The organism is Paenarthrobacter sp. NPDC090520, from assembly GCF_044769205.1.
Lineage (GTDB): Bacteria > Actinomycetota > Actinomycetes > Actinomycetales > Micrococcaceae > Arthrobacter.
In genome coordinates, this window is sequence record NZ_JBIVXM010000001.1 from 156323 (window position 1) to 174419 (window position 18097).

The following is an 18097-nucleotide window of genomic DNA, read 5'->3' on the forward strand; positions in this document are numbered from 1 at the left end:
GCCGGGCGGTAATCAACGCCCGGAAAGCCGAATTGCTATTTCTTGACCGCTACCAGCAGGCCGTCGCCGGTGGGAAGCATTGACGAGACCAGGCGGTCGTCATCGCGAATGGTCTTCCCAACCTGTCGCAGGACTGCAGTGGTGGCCTCCCGCGCAGCGGGATTGGAGACCCTGTCCTTGTCCAGGGCATCGTTGATCACCAGGGTGCCCCGCGACTTGAGGAGCCGCACGGCTTGGTCCACGTAGCGCGGAAAATTCGGCTTGTCGGCATCGATGAAGACCAGGTCATAGGCGTTGTCGGTCAGTCGGGGGAGGACATCGGCGGCCCGGCCGGAGATGGTGCGGATCCGGTTTGCGGGGGATCCGGACTCCAGGAAGGCCTCACGGGCGGCCTTGAGGTGTTCGACGTCGACGTCGATGGTGGTCAGCACAGCTTGCGGCCCCAGCCCGCGCAGGAGGCAAACACCGGAAACGCCGGCGCCCGAGCCAACTTCCACCACTGTCTGCGCTTTTGATGCCGCGGCCAGGACCGTGAGGACGGCGCCCACGCCCGGACTGACCGGGCTGACGCCCAGTTCAAAGGACCGTTCGCGGGCACGCAGCAAGACCTCGTCCTCAGCAGGCAGGTTTTCTGCATAGGACCAGCTGGTTGACTTGTCGGCACTCATGAAGGGATCCGCTTTCCGCGTGGAGGGGGTTTTCCCTACCAGACTACTGTGTTCCGGCCTGCAAACCGGGCGGTCGTGGTCCGGCGGAGGCTGTGTCCGCGCAGGAGGACGGGCCCCGGATTGCGCTGTGCGGGGAATGTGCAGCCCGATCAGGAAATTCCCAGACAACCCTGACATGATATTTATCCGTTCACCCACGCGTTGAGCGGCACCGGACTCCGGTGAACCACAGTTTGAGGGGAGTGGACGATGCCGGCATCGCATGCTGCGCCAGTCCAAACATCGGAAAGCCACGAGGCCGCTGCTGAATGGGTTATGCCCAGCTGGGAGGAAGTGGTCACGAACCACTCCGCCAAGGTGTACCGCCTCGCCTATCGCCTGACCGGCAACAAGTTCGACGCCGAAGACCTCACCCAGGAAGTCTTCGTCAGGGTGTTCCGCTCGCTGGAGAACTTCAAGCCCGGAACCCTGGACGGTTGGCTGCACCGCATCACCACCAACCTGTTCCTCGACCAGGCCCGCCGCAAGAGCCGCATCCGCTTCGATGCCCTTGCCGAAGACGCTGAGTCACGGCTTCCCGGCCGCGAGCCGGGACCGGAACAGAGCTTCGAACACAACAACCTGGACCTTGATGTCCAGCGCGCCCTGGAGGAATTGCCGCCGGACTTCCGCGCCGCCGTCGTTCTTTGCGATCTTGAGGGTCTGTCCTACGACGAGGTGGCCGAGGCGCTGGGCGTGAAGCTGGGCACCGTCAGGTCGCGGATCCACCGCGGACGTACCATGCTCCGCGAGAAGCTCGCCCACCGCGACCCGAGGTCGGCAGGGGCGCGCAAGCCGCGCTTGAAGATGCCCCGCATCGCCGGCATCCTCTAGGCAGTCGATGCCGGAACGCCACTCGGTACCGGGACCTCCGCCCCGGCGCAAAATCGCTGACCTTCGCCATTCCCGGAACCCCGGGCACCTGGACCAATGCACGGATTGCCGCCTGGCCCTCAGGCGTGAGCAACAGTATCTGGAGCGCCTGAGGGACTCCGCTGTGCCCCAGGCCAGCGAGGACCTGACGCAGCGGCTCCTGCAGCGGACGCAGCACTTGGCCGGCGAGTCCGATTCACCTTTCGATGACCTGCGGTCGGCCTCCACCAGCTGGAGGGGTCTGCGCCTTGCCGGCGTCGCGGCCGGCACGCTGGCGGTGAGCGCTGGTGCGTTGGCAATGTCCGCCTACGCGGTGGCCGGGGATCCCGTGCCGGAGGCACGCGCCGCGGCCAGCGGCAGCGTCGCTTCGGTGGCAGGGGCCGTGACGGGTGGTCCCGCGGAACTCATGGTCGAGCAAGGGACCAAGACGGTCCGGGCCGTCAGCCTCGGGCCGGAGCACCTCTCCTCGCTTCGTGAACAAGGATGGGCTTGCCCGGAGCTGTCCGCGATGGGCTTCCACGTGATATCCGCGGAGGCGACACTCCACAACGGGCACCCAGCGGTGGAGCTCAAGCTGGAAAGCAACGGACATCACGCCACCGTCCTGGAAGAGCACTTGCCCACGGCATCCCAGCCAACAACGGCGCAGCTCACCCTGACCCAGGGAAGTCCCTGGGGTGCCGTGTACCGGACTCCCTCGGGGATCCTCAGCTATTCCTCGGACCTGCCCGCGGAGAAGGCCGATGACGCCGTCCCCGAACTGGTCCGTGCCGCCGATGCCATGGCGGCCAGTTCGGAAGTGCCAGCCGCAGAGACGTGGTCCGACAGGCTGCTGCGCGGCCTCAGGACCTTGCTGCGCCCTGCTGGTTTATGAGCGGCTTCACAGACAAGGTAATCTTCGTAGCGTGTTTGGAATCAACGGTCCGGAGTTCATAGTCCTCCTCATTATCGGCGTACTCGTCATCGGTCCCAGCCGTTTGCCCGAATACACTCAGAAGCTCGCCAACCTGGTGAAGGAAGTACGCCGGATGGCCTCCGGGGCCAGGGAGCAAATCAAGGAAGAAGTCGGCATCGACATCGATGAAGTCGACTGGAAGAAATACGACCCCCGCCAGTACGATCCCCGCAGGATCATCAAGGACGCGCTCTTCGAAGAGGATTCCAAGCCCTTGAGCGCAGGTGCTCCCGCAGCCACTGCCGCAGTAGCGGCCGCGACTGCGGAAACAAGGCCCCAAGCGCCGGCCCGCGTCATCGAGCGCCTGGCCGAGGGCGAGGCCGCCCCGTTCGACACCGAGGCCACCTGACCACTAAAGCGTCAGCGGGGCTGGATCCCGAGCGACATCCCCGAGAGTCCACGTGGACGGGCTGCGAGCTTGCCAGCAATGTCCTGCAAGGCTTTGGCAGCAGCGGTCTGCGCTTCAGCGAGGACTACCGGCTTGCCCTCGTCGCCGCCTTCCCGGAGCCGGATGTCCAAGGGTATCTGGCCAAGCAGGGGAACGTCGGCGCCGACGGCAGAACTCAGCCGCTCAGCGAGTGCAGCGCCACCGCCGCTTCCGAACAGTTCCATGCGGCCGCCGTCGGGCATGTCCAGGAAGGACATGTTCTCGATGACGCCGGCCACTTTCTGCCCCGTCTGGGTGGCGATGGTGCCGGCCCGTTCAGCGACGTCGGCCGCGGCTGCCTGCGGTGTGGTGACCACGAGGATTTCCGCGTTCGGCAGGAGCTGTGCCACGGAGATCGCGATGTCGCCGGTTCCCGGAGGCAAATCCAGGAACAAGGCGTCGAGGTCGCCAAAGTAGACATCCGTGAGGAATTGTTCCAGGGCGCGGTGCAGCATCGGCCCCCGCCAGGCGACGGGCTGGTTGCCTGCCACGAACATGCCGATGGAGATGACCTTCACGCCGAAAGCCACCGGGGGAAGGATCATGTCGTCCACCTGCGTGGGCTTCTGGGTGATGCCCATCAGGGCCGGCACGGAGAAACCATGGACGTCAGCGTCCACGATGCCCACGCGGAGGCCTTGCGCGGCCAGCGCGCTGGCCAGGTTGACCGTGACGGAGGACTTGCCCACGCCGCCCTTGCCGCTGGCCACGGCGTAGACCTTGGTGAGAGACTCCGGTTTGGTGAAAGGAATGCCGCGCTGCCCACCGGGCCCGCGGAGCTGCTCCTTGAGGGCATCCCGCTGTTCCGGCGTCATGACCTTGAGCTCCACCTCGACGCCGGTGACTCCCTCCACGCTGGAGAGGGCCGCAGTGGCATCGCCGGTAATGGTTTCCCGCAGCGGGCAGCCGGCGATCGTCAGCAGGACCACCACGTGGACCACGCCGTCGCCGCCGGCAGAGACGGACTCGACCATTCCCAATTCGGTGATGGGGCGCCGGAGTTCGGGGTCGATGACGGTCGCCAGGGCAGCATGAAGCGACTCGGTGGATGCGGTACTCATGGGGTCAGGCTCGGCTCTCGGGGTGTTCAGGTGCTGATTTGCTGCTGGAGTGCTGTGGGCCGGTCCGTTGCGGGCGGACCTTGGGGATTTGCTGGGTCCGGGGCCCGCGCGACTTGTCACGCTTTTCCTTCAGCTTCTCTTTCACCCGTTCCCGTGGTGACTCGCCGTCCTCAGCGGCCGCTTCGCCTTCCCGCAGTTCCTCCTGGGCATCGATGATGTCCTCGAGGAGGCTGCGGAGCTCGGCGCGGACATAATCGCGAGTGGCTACCTCGCGCAGCGCGATGCGCAGCGAAGCGAGTTCGCGGGTGAGGTACTCGGTGTCGGACAGGTTCCGTTCTGCCCGCTGGCGGTCCTGCTGCAGCGAGACGCGGTCCCGGTCATCCTGCCGGTTCTGGGCGAGGAGCAAGAGGGGAGCTGCGTAGGACGCCTGCAGGGAAAGCATGAGCGTCAGCAGCGTGAAGCCCAACTCCATGCGGTCGAACTGCCAGTCCGTGGGTGCGAACGTGTTCCAGGCCAGCCAAAACACACAGAAGATGGTCATGTAGACCAGGAATTGCGGCGTTCCCATGAAACGGGCGAAACCCTCTGTGGCGTTGCCGAACGCATCCGGATTGGGAGAGAACTTGGGCAGGATCCGCTGACGGCCGCTCAGGGGTGTGTCCAGGCTGCTTTCCGAACGTCCCGATGACTTGGTTGAACGGGTGGCGTTGTTATCAGCCAATGCGGCCTCCGAGTTTCCTTATAGGGGCGTCGTCCTCGTGGGCGCGCCAGTCATCCGGCAACAGGTGATCCAGCACGTCATCAACAGTCACCGCCCCCACAAGACGGCCGTCGTCGTCGACGACGGGAAGCGAGTTGAGGTTGTACGTGGCCAGGGTCCGGGCTACTTCGCTGATGTGGGCCTGGTCCGAGAGTGGTTCCAGGTTCTTGTCCACCAGGTTGCCCAGGGGCTCCGGGGGAGGGAAACGCAGGAGTTGCTGGATGTGCACGACGCCCAGGAAACGGCCGGTGGGCGTCTCCAATGGCGGACGGGCAATGAAGATGGAGGACGCCAGGGCGGGAGAGAGTTCCTCCCGGCGGACGTGCGCCAAGGCTTCGGCCACGGTTGCCTCAGGTGGAAGGATGACCGGAACGGGCGTCATCAGGCCACCGGCTGTGTCCTCGTCGTATTCCAGGAGGCGGCGGACGTCCTCGGCTTCTTGGGGCTCCATGAGCTGAAGCAGTTCCTCGGCCTGGGCGGAGGGAAGCTCGGCCAGAAGGTCGGCGGCGTCATCCGGGTCCATTTCTTCCAGGACATCGGCGGCACGCTCAACGTCCAGGGCGGAAAGGATCTCCACCTGGTCGTCTTCCGGGAGTTCCTGGAGGACGTCGGCAAGGCGTTCGTCCTGCAGTTCGCTGGCCACCTCGAAGCGGCGCTTGTCGCTCATTTCCTGCAGCGCTTCCGCGAAGTCGGCCGGCTTGAGGTCCTCGTGGGTGGCAACGAACTGGGTTGCGGCCTGGGGTTCGTTGCGGGCACCCGTCTGCGCGTCGGCCCAGTCGATGATGAGGGTTTCATTGCGGCGCAACCTGCTCAACGGCGACAGTGAGTGGCCGCGGCGAACGAAGAGCTTGCTCACGAACCAGTCCTTGGAACGGTGCTGGTCCATGGCGATGTCTTCGATGGTGGCGTCTCCGCTGCCATCGGCCAAGGTCACGCGGCGGTCGAACATTTCCGCCACCACCAAGGTTTCGGCGCCGCGTTGCTCGAAACGCCGAAGGTTCACCAGGCCCGTGCAGATGATCTGGGTCTGGTCGATCGAGGTAATGCGGGTCATGGGTACGAAAACGCGCTTCTTGCCCGGAACTTCAACCACGATGCCCACCACATGGGGTGCTCCGCGTGTTCCCCTCGCGAGCACCACCACATCACGCAATCGGCCCAGACGGTCGCCCAAGGGGTCGAAGACGTCCAAACCGAGCAGGCGCGCGACAAAGACGCGTGAGGGATGTGTGCTCATGTTTACAGGCTACCGAGTCTGCTCTCTTTTAGCTGAATTCCAGCCTCCGCACATGTCCATGCGACACAATGGGGCTATGTCAAACATTTTTGGTGGTCCAAAAGCCGTTGAGGAATCCCGGAGCGTCCCCCAAGGAGACACCGTGGGCTCATACACCTCCTACCTGGATGCCCAGAAGGCGGTGGACTATCTGGCCGACCAGCAGTTCCCTGTGCAGCTGGTGTCCATTGTTGGCAACGACCTCAAGATGGTGGAGCGGGTCACCGGCCGCCTGAGCTATCCAAGGGTTGCCCTTTCGGGTGCTTTGAGCGGCATGTGGTTTGGCTTGTTCGTTGGCGTCATGCTCTCTTTCTTCACGCCTGGGGGCGGTCCGTTCTCCATCATCACCTCGGTGCTGATGGGTGCGGCTTTCTTCATGCTGTTCGGCATCGTCACCTACGCCACGCAACGTGGAAAGCGCGACTTCACCTCGACCAGCCAGGTGGTGGCCACCAACTATGACGTGATCGTCGCCTTCGAAGCGGCCCACGAGGCACGGCGCCTCCTCCAGCAGCTGCCCATGAACCCGTCCCAGGCAGCCACCGGACAGGCCCGCAACTACAACCCCCAGAACACACCGTTCCAGCAGCCCGGGCAGGAGCCCGAGCGTCCGTCCACCTGGAACGACCCCTATGGCCAGCGTGCGCCGCAGCCGGGCGAACAGGAACCGCGTCCTGCGCAACCCGCGCAGAACCCTGCGCCTTCACCCATGCGCTACCCGGACCTTCCCGACGGCCGTCCGCAGTACGGCGTACGGGTCACGGAGGGGCAGAACGCGCCGGAACAGGGAGCGCAGCAGAACGACGACGGCGATTCCGCCAAGCAGTAGCAGCCAAATACACAAGAAAAGGCCACCGGATCTCCGGTGGCCTTTTCTTGTGTGCAGCGGCGTTCCTAGCTTTCGGTCTCCTGGTAGATACCGGCCATCCAGGACTCGACGTCGTCGGCCTTGCGGGGCAGCGCGGCGCTCAGGTTCACGGGCCCATCTGCGGTCATGAGGATGTCGTCCTCGATCCGGACGCCGATGCCGCGGTATTCGGCAGGGATGGCCAGGTCCTCTTCCTTGAAGTAGAGGCCCGGTTCAATGGTGAACACCATGCCTTCGGCCAGCACGCCGTCCAGGTAGAGTTCGCGCTTTGCCTGGGCGCAGTCGTGGACATCCAGGCCGAGGTGGTGGCTGGTGCCGTGCGGCATCCACCGGCGGTGCTGCTGGCCCTCCGGGCTGATGGCCTCTTCGACCGATACGGGCAGCAGGCCCCACTCAGCAAGCCGCTCGGCCAGGACCGTGGTGGCCGCCGTGTGGATCTCGCGGAACTTCACACCCGGCCGGGCCGCTGCGAACCCGGCATCGGCGGCATCGAGCACGGCTTCATAGACCTTGCGCTGGATGTCGGAGAATGTGCCGTTGGCCGGCAAGGTGCGCGTGACGTCAGCGGTGTAGAGGGAATCGGCCTCCACGCCGGCGTCGAGCAGGAGGAGGTCCCCGGCGTCGACCGTTCCGGTATTGCGGTTCCAGTGCAGGACTGTTGCGTTGTTGCCTGACGCGGCGATGGTGTCGTAGCCGAGTTCGTTGCCCTCTTCGCGGGCGCGGGCGAAGAAGGCGCCTTCCACCACGCGTTCGCCGCGCTTGTGGGTCAACGCGCGGGGGAGGGCCCGGACGACGTCGGTAAAGCCCTCAACCGTGGCGGCCACAGCGATCCGCATCTGCTCGATCTCCCACTCGTCCTTGACCAGGCGGAGTTCGGAGAGGGCTTCGCTGAGCTTCTCGTCCAGGGCATCGAGTTCGCCCAGGTCCAGGTTCTCCGGATCCTTGGCGGTGTTGTAGCGGGCGGTGTCCACCAGGGCGTCGATGTTCTCATCCACCTTGCGGACCAGCCGGATGGAGATGCCGCCGATTTCGGGTGCACCGACGTTCTTGGTGATGGCCATTTCCAGTTCGGAGATATGGGCCGTGGGCAGGCCGAGACGTGCCTGGAACTCGGCAAGGGTGGGACGGGCTCCAATCCAGAACTCGCCCGCGCGTGAGTCGGCGTAGAACTGTTCGGTGTCCCGGCCCGCGAGGGGACGGAAGTAGAGCGTGGCTGCGTGGTGTCCACCGTCGTCGCCCTTGCCCTCGGCCACAGGCTCAAGGATCAGGACAGCGTCCGGCTCGTGGTCCAGTCCCAGGCCGGTCAGGTGCGCGAATCCGGAGTGCGGGCGGAAGCGGTAATCGCAGTCGTTGGAGCGGACCTTCAATGGTCCGGCCGGGACTACGAGCCGTTCGCCCTTGAACAGTTCGGAAATGGCACGACGGCGGCGCGCGGCGTGGTCGGCAACGGCGTCGCGTGCAGGGGTCACCTGCGGGGCGGGTGCCCAGTTGCTGGCCATGAACGCCTTGAAGGCATCGGAAGTGGGCCGTTGGGAGCGGTTGTTGACGCGCTCCTGCAACGGCTGGGACACAGAGTTCTGGGTGTTTTCGGCATCGTTCACCGTTACATCGTCCCACCAGTTCCGTGAGGAGGCCAACGGCGCAACCGGCCAAGCAAGCCCGCATCCCATAGGCTGGGAAAGTGAGGATAGACCTGCATGCGCACTCGAATGTTTCAGATGGAACAGAGACTCCGGCCGGGGTCATGGAATCGGCCGCGGAGGCGGGCCTCGACGCGGTGGCGTTGACGGACCACGACTCCACCGATGGCTGGGCGCAGGCGGCGGCCGCGGCCCGGGCGAAGGGTGTGGCGTTCGTTCCCGGCATGGAGATCTCGTGCCGGACTGAACTGGGCATCAGCGTGCACTTGCTGAGCTACTTGCACGATCCCGCACATCCCGGTCTCCTGGAGGAGATCACCAAGTCCCGCGATGCCAGGCTCACCCGTGCCGAGCGCATGGTGACGTTGTTGTCCGAGGACTATCCGCTCACGTGGGACGACGTGATCCACCACGTGGCACCGGGAGCCACTGTGGGCCGTCCGCACATCGCCGACGCCCTGGTGGCCGCCGGCGTGGTGGCAGACCGGTCGGAAGCCTTCGCCTCCATCCTCACCTCGCATTCGCGCTACTTCGTCCAGCACTACGCACCCGACCCGGCCATCGCCGTCGAACTTGTCAGGGCGGCAGGAGGCGTTCCTGTCTTTGCGCATCCCGTAGCGGCGGCACGCGGCCGCATCGTGGGGGAGCAGACATACCGGGAAATGATCGACGCCGGGCTGCTGGGCCTCGAGATCGACCACCGGGACAACCCGGAGGAGGGACGGGCCTTCCTCCGCCGGCTGGCGGCACGGCATGACCTGCTCATCACGGGTTCCTCCGACTACCACGGCACGGGCAAACCAAACCTGTTGGGCGAGAATGTCACGGACCCGGGCGTTCTGGCACGGATCGAGGAGCTGGCCACGGGCTGCGCGGTGGTCCGCTGACGGACCTTTGGTTGCTCTCGTCCGTGGTGGGGACGGGACTGCGGGCCTGCTGCTGTCAGCCCTTGCCGTGCAGATGATCGCCGACGCTGTGCAGGCCTTCGCCAAGGTGGCCGCCTGAACCCTCCGGAAACAGGGCTTTGCTGCCCAGTCGCTTGCGCATGACCTCGATCGCCTGCTCGTTCTGGTCCACGCACACGAACTTGCGCCCCATCTTGGCGGCTACGGCGCCAAGGGTTCCGGAGCCGGCAAAGAAATCCAGGCACCAGTCACCCTTGCGGCTGGAGGCGGCAACGACGCGGCGGACCAAGCCCTCCGGCTTCTGGGTGGGGTAACCGGTCTTTTCGCGGCCGGTGGGGGAAACGATGGTGTGCCACCAGACGTCAGTGGGAAGCTTGCCGCGCTCGCGCTTGGCCGGAGTGACCAGTCCGGGAGCCATGTACGGTTCACGGTCCACTTCTTCGTTGTCGAAGTGGTACTTCGTGGGGTTCTTGACGTACACCAGGATGTTGTCGTGCTTGGTGGGCCAGCGGTTCTTGGCCCGTGCGCCGTAGTCATAGGCCCAAATGATTTCGTTCAGGAAGCATTCGCGGCCGAAGATCGCATCCAGCATCACCTTGGCGTAGTGCACCTCGCGGTAGTCCAGGTGGAGGTACAGCGTGCCGTCATCGGCAAGGAGCCGCCACGCCTCCACGAGCTTGGGTTCCAGGAAGGACCAGTAGTCGCTGAAGGCGTCGTCGTAGCTGTGCAGGGCGCCCTTGATGGTGTCGTAGGAGCGGCCCTTGAAGCCCACCCGGTCGCCGTCGCCGTCGGCGTTGCGCACCATGCGGGTTTCCTGGCGGCGCTGGACCCTGCCGGTGTTGAACGGCGGGTCCACATAGATCAGTGTGAAGGCGCCGTCCGGCAGCGTGGGGAGGAAGTCCGCGTTATCCGCGTGCACCACCAGGTTGCTGCCGTCCGGCGCCCAAACAGTTCCAGCCATCTGCCGTGTCAGGCCTCGGTGTTGGCGGGCGTGGTGCCGGACGCGTCGCCGGACACCACTTCGCCGTTGCGGCGGCGCGTGCGCGTACGGCGCGTCCGTGCGGGCTTCTCCGAGGTGCTGTCTGCTTCGTTGCCTGCCGGGGCGCTGGTGGACGTGTCGCCGTTTGAGGTACGACGGCGGCGGGTGCGGTTGCGTCCGCCCTCGCCCTTGGTTTCGGCCGACGCGGCATCGCCGGACTTGCCTTCGCCGGACTTGCCGGAGCGGCTGCGGTCCCGGCCACCTTCGCGGCCTTGGCCGCGGGAACGGGAGTTCTTCTTGCCGGTCTCGCCGAGGTCCTCCAGGACTTCAGCGTCGACGCCGGCCAGCGTCCGCTTGGCGCGGGGCAAGCGGCCCTTGGTGCCCTCGGGAATGTCCAGGTCCGTGTACAGGTGCGGCGAGGAGGAGTAGGTTTCCACCGGCTCGGGAACGTTCAGTCCCAGTGCCTTGTTGATCAATGCCCAGCGGGGTACGTCATCCCAGTCCACGAAGGTCACGGCGGTGCCCTTGTTGCCTGCGCGGCCGGTGCGGCCAACGCGGTGGAGGTAGATCTTCTCGTCTTCAACGCACTGGTAGTTGATCACGTGGGTGACGTCTTCCACGTCGATGCCACGGGCGGCAACGTCCGTTGCCACGAGGACGTCCACTTTGTTGTTGCGGAAGGCTCGCAGAGCCTGTTCGCGGGCGCCCTGTCCGAGGTCACCGTGGATGGCGGCGGCGGCGAAACCACGGTCGACGAGTTCCTCGGCAACCTTCGCGGCGGTGCGCTTGGTCTTGGTGAAGATGACCGTTCGGCCGCGCCCCTTGGCCTGGAGGATGCGGGCTACCACCTCGGTCTTGTCCATGCTGTGCGCACGGTAGATCAGTTGGCGGATGTCCCGCTTGGTCAGGCCCTCATCGTTGGGATCCGCTGCCCGGATGTGCGTAGGCTGCGTCATGTAGCGGCGCGCCATGGCGATCACGGGGCCAGGCATCGTTGCGGAGAACAGCAGGGTCTGTCGTACTGCCGGAGTGCCGGCGATGATCGTTTCAACGTCCGGCAGGAAGCCGAGGTCCAGCATCTCGTCGGCCTCGTCCAGGACCACCATCTTGACGTTCTTCAGGCTGAGGTGGCGCTGCTTGTAGAGGTCGATCAGGCGGCCGGGGGTACCAACGACGACCTCGACGCCCTTCTGCAAGGCTTCGATCTGGGGCTCATAGGCACGGCCGCCATAGATGGTGGCGATGCGGGCGTTGCGCTTCCGGGAAGCCGTCTGGAGATCGTTGGCCACCTGGACCGCGAGTTCACGCGTCGGCACGATGACCAGGGCCTGGGGTGCGCCCGGAACTGCCAGCTTGGCGTATCCGGGATCTTCCTTGCCTTCGATCCGCTGCAGGACCGGGATGCCGAAGCCGAGGGTCTTGCCCGTACCGGTCTTTGCCTGGCCGATGATGTCGTGGCCCCCCAGCGCCACAGGCAGCGTCATGGCCTGGATGGGGAAGGGGTGGGTAATCCCGGCATCGGAGAGGGACTCCACAATGTCCGCACGCACATTGAAGTCGGCGAACGATTTTTCTTCGATCTCGTGGGGCGTCTCATCCGAGGTGATCGTTTCCTCGGGTTCGATTGATTCGGTTCCGGTGGAGTCCGTCAGGACTTCATGGGTGTGCAATTCACTCACAGGGAGTTTCCTTATTCATTTGGGCATTGGCGCTGCATGCTCAACGGCGGCGGCGAAGCCGTACCGGAGCACGAACGGGCGCGCAAGCAATTCCAGTGGAAGCCGATCGCGGGCTATCTAAGTACTGGCACTGGTGACCAGCGGGCACATCTCAAGATCGCGTAGGGGCGGGCTTGTTGAGTTCAAAAATTAACTGAATCAACGACCGGGCATCCATTACTACAGGCCAAGTCTATCCTCTGGCCGTCCCAAACCCCGGATCGGCACCGTGGCGGCTTCACGCGACCAGGGCGAAACGGATTTCCCTGCTGGCAATATCGGCCTTCACCAGCCTCACCCTGACCTGGGTGCCGGACTCAAGCTCACCGTCGCACCGGGCCGTGATGGCCGGTTCCTGGATCTGGATGGTGCCGTACGGTCCGTTGCCGTTCCCGTTGCCGTTTCCGTTGGATGGTTTGGATCCGGAGATCACCACGGCATCGAATTCTTCACCGATGTGGTTGGCCACCAGGGCAGCCTCCACCGTGTCCAGGGCCAGGCGTTCCAGCTTCCCGGCCAGTTGGTCCGAGGACGCCATGATCTCCGGGAGCGTAGGAAGTGCTTCGCGGGCCCATTGAGGGATGTCGTGTCCGCCGCTCAGCGCTTCGCAGATCACCAGGACAAAGCGGTCGATCAGGCGGCGAAGCGGAGCGGTGGTGTGTGCATACGGCGCCCCGATGGCCGATTGGATGACATCCTCCGGGACCTCGCCATCGAATGGCGTGTACCCGGCGCCCCGGAACAGCGTGCCTGCGGAGTGCAGGATGGCCAGTTGCTTGGGATCGGAAGCATCAAGGGTACGCAGGTACTCGCCATAGGTGATGTCGCCGTCCCACGGTTTGCCCAAGGCCTGGGTTTGCCGCTTGAAATGAAGCAAGGAGCGCTCGTCCGGCGCGGGCATGGTGCGCAGGATCCCTACCTTGCCGTCGAGCATCATGCGGGCCGCGGCCATGCCCGTCATGAGGGAGATCTGGGCGTTCCAATCCTCCACGGGAAGCGAAGGGGCAGCCACAATCCGGTACCCGCCGCCACCAGTCGCCTGGACGATCTCCTGCTCAGGCATGTTGAGGCTGGCACCACCACGCTTGCGTTCCAGCTCCACTCGTTTCAGTCCGACCTCCTTCAGCAGTTGGAGGACAGGAAGGGCCGAGCCGGAATCTATCTGCTCCTGGGCACCCTTGTAGCTCAGCTTCGCGCGGCTCCGGACCTTGGCGCGCGCGACGGAGACGGACACGACGTCCGCTTTTGCATCAAGGTCGAAGTCCCACACGAACGCCCCGCAATCCTGCCCGGCCAGCAGGCTGCCGGCATGCTCGCTGATCACCTCCGGGTGGAGGGGAATCCGGCCGTCGGGAGCGTAGTAGGTCTGGCCGCGCTGCCTGGTTTCCGCGTCCAAGGCTCCATCGGGCACAACAAAAGAGGGGACGTCCGCAATGGCGTAAAGGACTTTGTAGCCTTCGCCTGAATGGTCGATGAAAAGGGCCTGGTCCAAGTCGGTGGAAGTGGCGGGATCAATGGTGACGAAAGGAACGTCGAGCAAATCCCGGGCGGGGAGTTGATGGTGTTCAACGGCCGCGCGAGCCTCAGCCAACGCATCGCCGGGGTACTCGCCGGGCAGTTCCAGCTCGGTCCTGAGCGCAGCCAGGGACTCCGCGAGCTGGTCGGAAGAATCGTCGACGTTGGGCGCTATCCGATGATGTGACACGAAAGTCAGACTAGCCCGAATTCGACGGATAGTCTTGGAACATGGGCACCTCCACAGGCCGCAACGACTCCCCGGGACAGCTCGCCGCCGGGCTGCTGGGTGCCATGGCCTACGGGGAGTTGTCCGCCTTTGGCCGGTTGTCCTCCGACTCCCGGTTGGCACCGACGCTTCGCGAACGGGCCATGCTGGCGAAGATCGCTGTTGGCGCCTTCGGAAACTATGCCGTGATCAGTGGCAGGCTCACCGAAATGGGGAACGACCCTGAGGACGCCATGCTCCCGTTCCAGGGTTCGTTCGACCATTTCCACGAGCGGACCCCGCCGGGAGACTGGTTCGAGTCGGTGACGAAGGCTTATGTCATCGACACCGTATCGGCGGACTTTTACCGAACGGTCGCCGGGTTCCTCGATTCCGGGATCCAGCATTTCGTCCAGCAGGTTTGCTCGGCCGATCAAGCTACCGAAGCCCTGCGGATCCTGCTGCGCCGGGCCCTGCGGGATGACCCCCGGCTGGCTTCGCGGCTCTCGCTCTGGGGCCGCCGGATTGTGGGGGAGGCCCTCACCCAGGCCCAGCGGGTGGGCTTGGAGCACCCGGACCTGGGACCACTGTTGCGCGATGGACACGGATCCCGTGCCGCAGTCCATCAGCTCACCGCAGAGCTGGCCGAACGGCACGGGCGCCGCATGACGGGGCTTGGGCTGACGGCCTAGGCCGCGTCGAGCGCCGAAAGCAGCGCCCGCGCGGCCGCCGTCGGGTCCTCCGCCTCGGTGATGGCGCGGACCACCACGATGCGGCTGGCACCGGCGGCAACTACTTGCTCCACATTTCCAAGGTCAACCCCACCAATGGCGAACCAGGGCAGGTCCACCCCGGCTTGTTTTACGGCCTCCGCGGCATATGTGACCAAGTCCAGCCCCACAGCAGCGCGGCCCGGTTTGGTGGGTGTCGCCCAGAGCGGGCCTACGCAGAAGTAGTCCAGGCCACCAGGTCCCTGGGAAGCGGCCACAGCCGCGTCCACCTGCTCGGGCGAGTGGGTGGAGAGGCCGATTGTTTCCTCGACCGGGAGCAGCTCCCGGGCCGCCCCCAAAGGGATGTCCTTTTGGCCGATGTGGAACACCGGAGCCCCGGAAATACGGGCAACATCGGCGCGGTCGTTGACGGCCCAAAGGCGTCCGTGGCGGCTGGCAACCTTGTTCAGGACCTCCAGCAGTTCCAGTTCTTCGGCAGCCTCGAGCGTCTTGTCGCGGAGCTGGATAATGTCCACTCCGCCCTCGAACGCGGCGTCCACAAAGTCTTCGAAGTCGTCCTGCCGCCGGCGGGCGTCGGTGCACAAATACAGGCGGGCAGGGGAAAGGAGATCAGGCTGGGTCATGCAAACCAGAGTAGTTCCTCTAAACTGGGCACGTACTGCGGGAGCCGCGACGATCGTCTTTATGACTGTCCGGCTGAGAGGGCTTCAGCGCCGACCGCTTGACCTGATCCGGCTAGTACCGGCGTAGGGAAGGGAATCCATGGCACAAGCCATTCACGCAGACGTCGCCGTCATCGGCGGCGGCGTCATTGGACTCGGAATCGCGCATGAGGCGCGACGCCTGGGCCGTTCGGTGGTCCTCATCGATCCGGCACCGGCAAGTGGAGCAACCTTTGCCGCTGCCGGCATGCTGGCTCCCGTCAGCGAGCTCCATTACCAGGAGGAAGATCTCCTGGAACTCATGCTGGAATCGTCGCGGCGCTGGCCCGCCTTCGTGGACAGCCTCGCCGGGTCGAGGGAAGCCGCCGGATACCGCACGACGGCGACCATCGCCGTGGGTGCCGACGCCGCCGACCGCCGTGCGCTCGCGGACCTCCGGGCAGTCCAGGTGGCTGCGGGACTCCAGGTGGAGCCACTCCTGCTGAGGGATGCCCGTGGGCGGGAGCCGTTGTTGAGTCCGCAGGTATCCTGCGCGTTCCACATACCGGCGGACCATCAAGTGGATCCCCGCAAGCTGGCGGCGAGGCTTCTGGCCGGTTTGGCTGCCCACTGTCCCGCCGATACCAGTTGGATCGAGGGGACCGATTCCGGCTTCCACCTCCGGGAAACGGCCGTCCGCCTGCTCTGGGACGAAGGACGCGTAGCCGGCGTTGAATCCAGCAGCGGCAGGCGGGTCTCGGCCAAGGAAACAGTCCTTGCCAATGGCCTGGACGCTGCAACCGTCAACGGCCTCCCGGAGCAGCTCCATCTCCCGTTGCGGCCGGTCTACGGGGACATCCTCCGGCTCCGTGTCCCGGAATCCCTGCAGCCCCTTGTCACGTCGACCATCCGCGGAATGGTGCGGGGTGTGCCCGTCTACATCGTTCCCAGGGAGGACGGGACCGTGGTAGTCGGGGCCACCCAACGCGAAGACGGATTGTCTGCCAGTTCCAACGCCGTCTCGGCCGGCGGCGTCTACCAACTCCTGCGCGATGCCCAGGTCCTTGTGCCCGCCGTCGCAGAACTGGAACTCCTCGAAGCGACAGCCCGCGCCAGGCCGGGAACTCCGGACAATGCACCGTTGCTGGGACGGGTGGCCGGTGCCGGGGGGGAGGTCCAGGGCCTGATTGTCGCCACGGGCTTCTTCCGGCACGGAGTTCTCCTGACGCCCGTGGCTGCGGCCATCGTGGGCGGTTTGATGACCGGCCCGGCCGATCCCAGGTGGTCACGCTTCAGGCCGGACCGCTTTGCCCCGCAGGGAAGTGCACCCGCCATCCATACCTCCGCTCATACCGGACCATTCACCAAGGAATCAGCATGAACATCAAACTCAACGGAGCAGACCACGCAGTAGTGGACGGCGCCTCCGTCAGCACCCTCGTGACGTCCGTCACCGGCCGCGCACTGGACCACCGCGGACAGGCGGCCGACGGCGGCAAGTTGGGCGTCGCCGTCGCACGCAACTCGGAAGTGGTGCCGCGCAGCCAATGGGCCGCCACGGACCTCGCCGAAGGCGATGAACTGGAACTCGTTACCGCAGTCCAAGGAGGCTGAACCATGACCACAACAAGCACTGAAACCCGGATTGACCCGTTGGTCATTGACGGTGTTGAGCTTTCGTCCCGTCTCATCATGGGAACGGGAGGCGCTCCCAGCCTTGAAGGCCTCGGAGCCGCACTCCTGGCATCCGGGACGGAACTGACCACCGTGGCCATGCGGCGCTACTCTCCAGCGGAGGCAGGGTCGCTCTTCCAGCTCCTGGTGGACAACAACATCCGGGTGCTCCCCAACACTGCAGGCTGCTTTACGGCCAAGGACGCGGTGCTGACGGCCGAACTGGCCCGCGAGGCATTGGAGACCGACTGGGTCAAGCTTGAGGTCATCGCGGACGAACACACGCTCCTTCCCGACGCGGTGGAACTCGTGGAGGCCACGGAACAGTTGGTGAACCGGGGCTTCAAGGTCTTCGCGTACACCAACGACGATCCGGTGCTGGCCCTGCGCCTGGAGAACCTTGGTGCCACCGCCGTCATGCCGCTTGGCGCGCCGATCGGAACAGGCCTGGGTATCCTCAACCCGCACAACATTGAGGTCATCGTCTCCCGCGCTTCTGTTCCGGTGGTCCTGGACGCGGGCATCGGCACGGCCTCCGACGCGGCGCTTGCCATGGAGTTGGGGTGCGACGCCGTCCTCCTGGCCACCGCCGTGACCCGGGCCCAGAACCCGGCCCTGATGGGTGAGGCTTTCAAACACGCCGTCCTGTCCGGCCGGTTCGCCCGTCAGGCCGGACGGATTCCCCGGCGGGAGCATGCCCTGGCGTCCTCTGCCATGGAGGGCCGCGCAGAGTTCCTCTGACGTGGAAACACGTGTGGCCACCGCCCAACGGCGGTGGCCACACGAGTTTAAGGAACCGGAACTTTATGGGACCGGAACGTCCGGGACTGCCTAGAGGCGCAGGGCCTTGGTCAGGGCCGTAGTATCCCGCGAGGTGCGCGTACGGCCCAGGTAGACCACGGCGCCTGCCGCGGCAGCTGTACCCAGCACGATGGGCAGCACATAGGGAATCCACGTCAGCCCAGGCTGGTAGCCCAGGCCGGCCGCGATGAAAGCCACCCAGGCCAGTGCGCCGATGCCCAACGAAACTCCGGCCGGCAGGGCAATGCCGTACTTGCCGTGCCGTTTGTCATTTGCCCACACCAGGAAGCCGGTGGCGACAGTCGCAAACGCAACAACGACGAGTGAAAGCATGGGGACTCCTTAGCGGCAGTAGTCA

The 18097-nt window shown here is 65.3% G+C and carries 19 protein-coding genes and 1 riboswitch; of the genes, 9 read left to right on the top strand and 10 right to left on the bottom strand.

Annotated features, from left to right (window positions below; genetic code table 11):
* Positions 1–35: 35 nt before the first annotated feature.
* The gene (locus tag ACIQTZ_RS00850; RefSeq protein WP_400329474.1) at positions 36–668 is read right to left on the bottom strand and encodes an O-methyltransferase; all 633 of its coding nucleotides are present in this window, start codon (positions 666–668) and stop codon (positions 36–38) included.
* A 249-nt stretch (positions 669–917) separates the two neighbouring features.
* Here ACIQTZ_RS00850 and sigE point away from each other — a divergent pair, with 249 nt between their 5' ends.
* From sigE to ACIQTZ_RS00865, 3 genes are all read left to right on the top strand, one after another.
* Positions 918–1541 carry an RNA polymerase sigma factor SigE gene (sigE, locus tag ACIQTZ_RS00855; protein ID WP_400269721.1) on the top strand — a complete coding sequence of 208 codons (624 nt, stop codon included), beginning with the start codon at positions 918–920 and terminating at the stop codon, positions 1539–1541.
* Between the two features lie 163 nt (positions 1542–1704).
* The gene (locus ACIQTZ_RS00860) at positions 1705–2454 is read left to right on the top strand and encodes a hypothetical protein (protein WP_402976692.1); all 750 of its coding nucleotides are present in this window, start codon (positions 1705–1707) and stop codon (positions 2452–2454) included.
* Positions 2455–2485: 31 nt separating this feature from the next.
* Positions 2486–2884: a Sec-independent protein translocase TatB gene (locus ACIQTZ_RS00865; RefSeq protein WP_400329480.1), complete on the top strand. Its 399-nt coding sequence runs from the start codon at positions 2486–2488 to the stop codon at positions 2882–2884.
* Between the two features lie 11 nt (positions 2885–2895).
* Here the strand turns inward: ACIQTZ_RS00865 and ACIQTZ_RS00870 are convergent, their stop codons facing one another.
* Genes ACIQTZ_RS00870 through ACIQTZ_RS00880 form a run of 3 tightly spaced genes read right to left on the bottom strand, consistent with a single transcriptional unit; the run spans position 2896 to position 6020 of the window.
* The gene (locus ACIQTZ_RS00870) at positions 2896–4023 is read right to left on the bottom strand and encodes an Mrp/NBP35 family ATP-binding protein (protein WP_402976695.1); all 1128 of its coding nucleotides are present in this window, start codon (positions 4021–4023) and stop codon (positions 2896–2898) included.
* A 4-nt stretch (positions 4024–4027) separates the two neighbouring features.
* Complete coding sequence (locus tag ACIQTZ_RS00875; protein ID WP_402976698.1) at positions 4028–4744, bottom strand: DUF1003 domain-containing protein; 717 nt, start codon at positions 4742–4744, stop codon at positions 4028–4030.
* A complete protein-coding gene (locus tag ACIQTZ_RS00880) occupies positions 4737–6020 on the bottom strand; it encodes a magnesium transporter MgtE N-terminal domain-containing protein (protein ID WP_400269726.1) in 1284 nt (427 codons plus the stop codon). The genes ACIQTZ_RS00875 and ACIQTZ_RS00880 overlap by 8 nt, the downstream gene beginning before the upstream one ends.
* Positions 6021–6096: 76 nt before the next feature.
* Between ACIQTZ_RS00880 and ACIQTZ_RS00885 the strand changes: the two genes are divergently transcribed.
* The gene (locus ACIQTZ_RS00885) at positions 6097–6888 is read left to right on the top strand and encodes a general stress protein (protein WP_402976701.1); all 792 of its coding nucleotides are present in this window, start codon (positions 6097–6099) and stop codon (positions 6886–6888) included.
* A gap of 65 nt (positions 6889–6953) precedes the next feature.
* Here ACIQTZ_RS00885 and ACIQTZ_RS00890 read toward each other — a convergent pair whose 3' ends face one another.
* Complete coding sequence (locus ACIQTZ_RS00890) at positions 6954–8528, bottom strand: aminopeptidase P family protein (RefSeq protein WP_402976704.1); 1575 nt, start codon at positions 8526–8528, stop codon at positions 6954–6956.
* A gap of 80 nt (positions 8529–8608) precedes the next feature.
* Here ACIQTZ_RS00890 and ACIQTZ_RS00895 point away from each other — a divergent pair, with 80 nt between their 5' ends.
* Positions 8609–9454 (top strand): PHP domain-containing protein, encoded by an 846-nt coding sequence (locus ACIQTZ_RS00895; RefSeq protein ID WP_402976707.1) that lies wholly within the window; start codon positions 8609–8611, stop codon positions 9452–9454.
* A gap of 55 nt (positions 9455–9509) precedes the next feature.
* Here the strand turns inward: ACIQTZ_RS00895 and ACIQTZ_RS00900 are convergent, their stop codons facing one another.
* From ACIQTZ_RS00900 to ACIQTZ_RS00910, 3 genes are all read right to left on the bottom strand, one after another.
* A complete protein-coding gene (locus ACIQTZ_RS00900; RefSeq protein ID WP_402976710.1) occupies positions 9510–10433 on the bottom strand; it encodes a DNA-methyltransferase in 924 nt (307 codons plus the stop codon).
* An 8-nt stretch (positions 10434–10441) separates the two neighbouring features.
* Positions 10442–12130 (bottom strand): DEAD/DEAH box helicase, encoded by a 1689-nt coding sequence (locus ACIQTZ_RS00905; RefSeq protein ID WP_400329500.1) that lies wholly within the window; start codon positions 12128–12130, stop codon positions 10442–10444.
* A gap of 277 nt (positions 12131–12407) precedes the next feature.
* Positions 12408–13874 carry an RNB domain-containing ribonuclease gene (locus tag ACIQTZ_RS00910; protein WP_402943724.1) on the bottom strand — a complete coding sequence of 489 codons (1467 nt, stop codon included), beginning with the start codon at positions 13872–13874 and terminating at the stop codon, positions 12408–12410.
* 41 nt (positions 13875–13915) lie between these two features.
* Here ACIQTZ_RS00910 and ACIQTZ_RS00915 point away from each other — a divergent pair, with 41 nt between their 5' ends.
* The gene (locus tag ACIQTZ_RS00915) at positions 13916–14584 is read left to right on the top strand and encodes a ferritin-like fold-containing protein (protein WP_400329505.1); all 669 of its coding nucleotides are present in this window, start codon (positions 13916–13918) and stop codon (positions 14582–14584) included.
* Here ACIQTZ_RS00915 and thiE read toward each other — a convergent pair.
* On the bottom strand, positions 14581–15246 hold the full coding sequence (gene thiE / locus ACIQTZ_RS00920) for a thiamine phosphate synthase (protein WP_402943720.1): 666 nt from the start codon (positions 15244–15246) through the stop codon (positions 14581–14583). The genes ACIQTZ_RS00915 and thiE overlap by 4 nt on opposite strands.
* 27 nt (positions 15247–15273) lie before the next feature.
* Positions 15274–15393, top strand: a riboswitch (TPP riboswitch).
* Here thiE and thiO point away from each other — a divergent pair.
* From thiO to ACIQTZ_RS00935, 3 genes are all read left to right on the top strand, one after another.
* On the top strand, positions 15386–16645 hold the full coding sequence (gene thiO, locus ACIQTZ_RS00925) for a glycine oxidase ThiO (protein WP_402976713.1): 1260 nt from the start codon (positions 15386–15388) through the stop codon (positions 16643–16645). (Overlaps the previous riboswitch by 8 nt.)
* The gene (gene thiS, locus ACIQTZ_RS00930) at positions 16642–16878 is read left to right on the top strand and encodes a sulfur carrier protein ThiS (RefSeq protein ID WP_400329514.1); all 237 of its coding nucleotides are present in this window, start codon (positions 16642–16644) and stop codon (positions 16876–16878) included. The genes thiO and thiS overlap by 4 nt, the downstream gene beginning before the upstream one ends.
* Positions 16879–16881: 3 nt before the next feature.
* On the top strand, positions 16882–17679 hold the full coding sequence (locus ACIQTZ_RS00935; RefSeq protein ID WP_400329517.1) for a thiazole synthase: 798 nt from the start codon (positions 16882–16884) through the stop codon (positions 17677–17679).
* A 90-nt stretch (positions 17680–17769) separates the two neighbouring features.
* On the opposite strand, the gene ACIQTZ_RS00940 is transcribed toward ACIQTZ_RS00935, so the two are convergent.
* Positions 17770–18072 (bottom strand): hypothetical protein, encoded by a 303-nt coding sequence (locus ACIQTZ_RS00940; RefSeq protein ID WP_400269738.1) that lies wholly within the window; start codon positions 18070–18072, stop codon positions 17770–17772.
* Between the last annotated feature and the right edge of the window lie 25 nt (positions 18073–18097).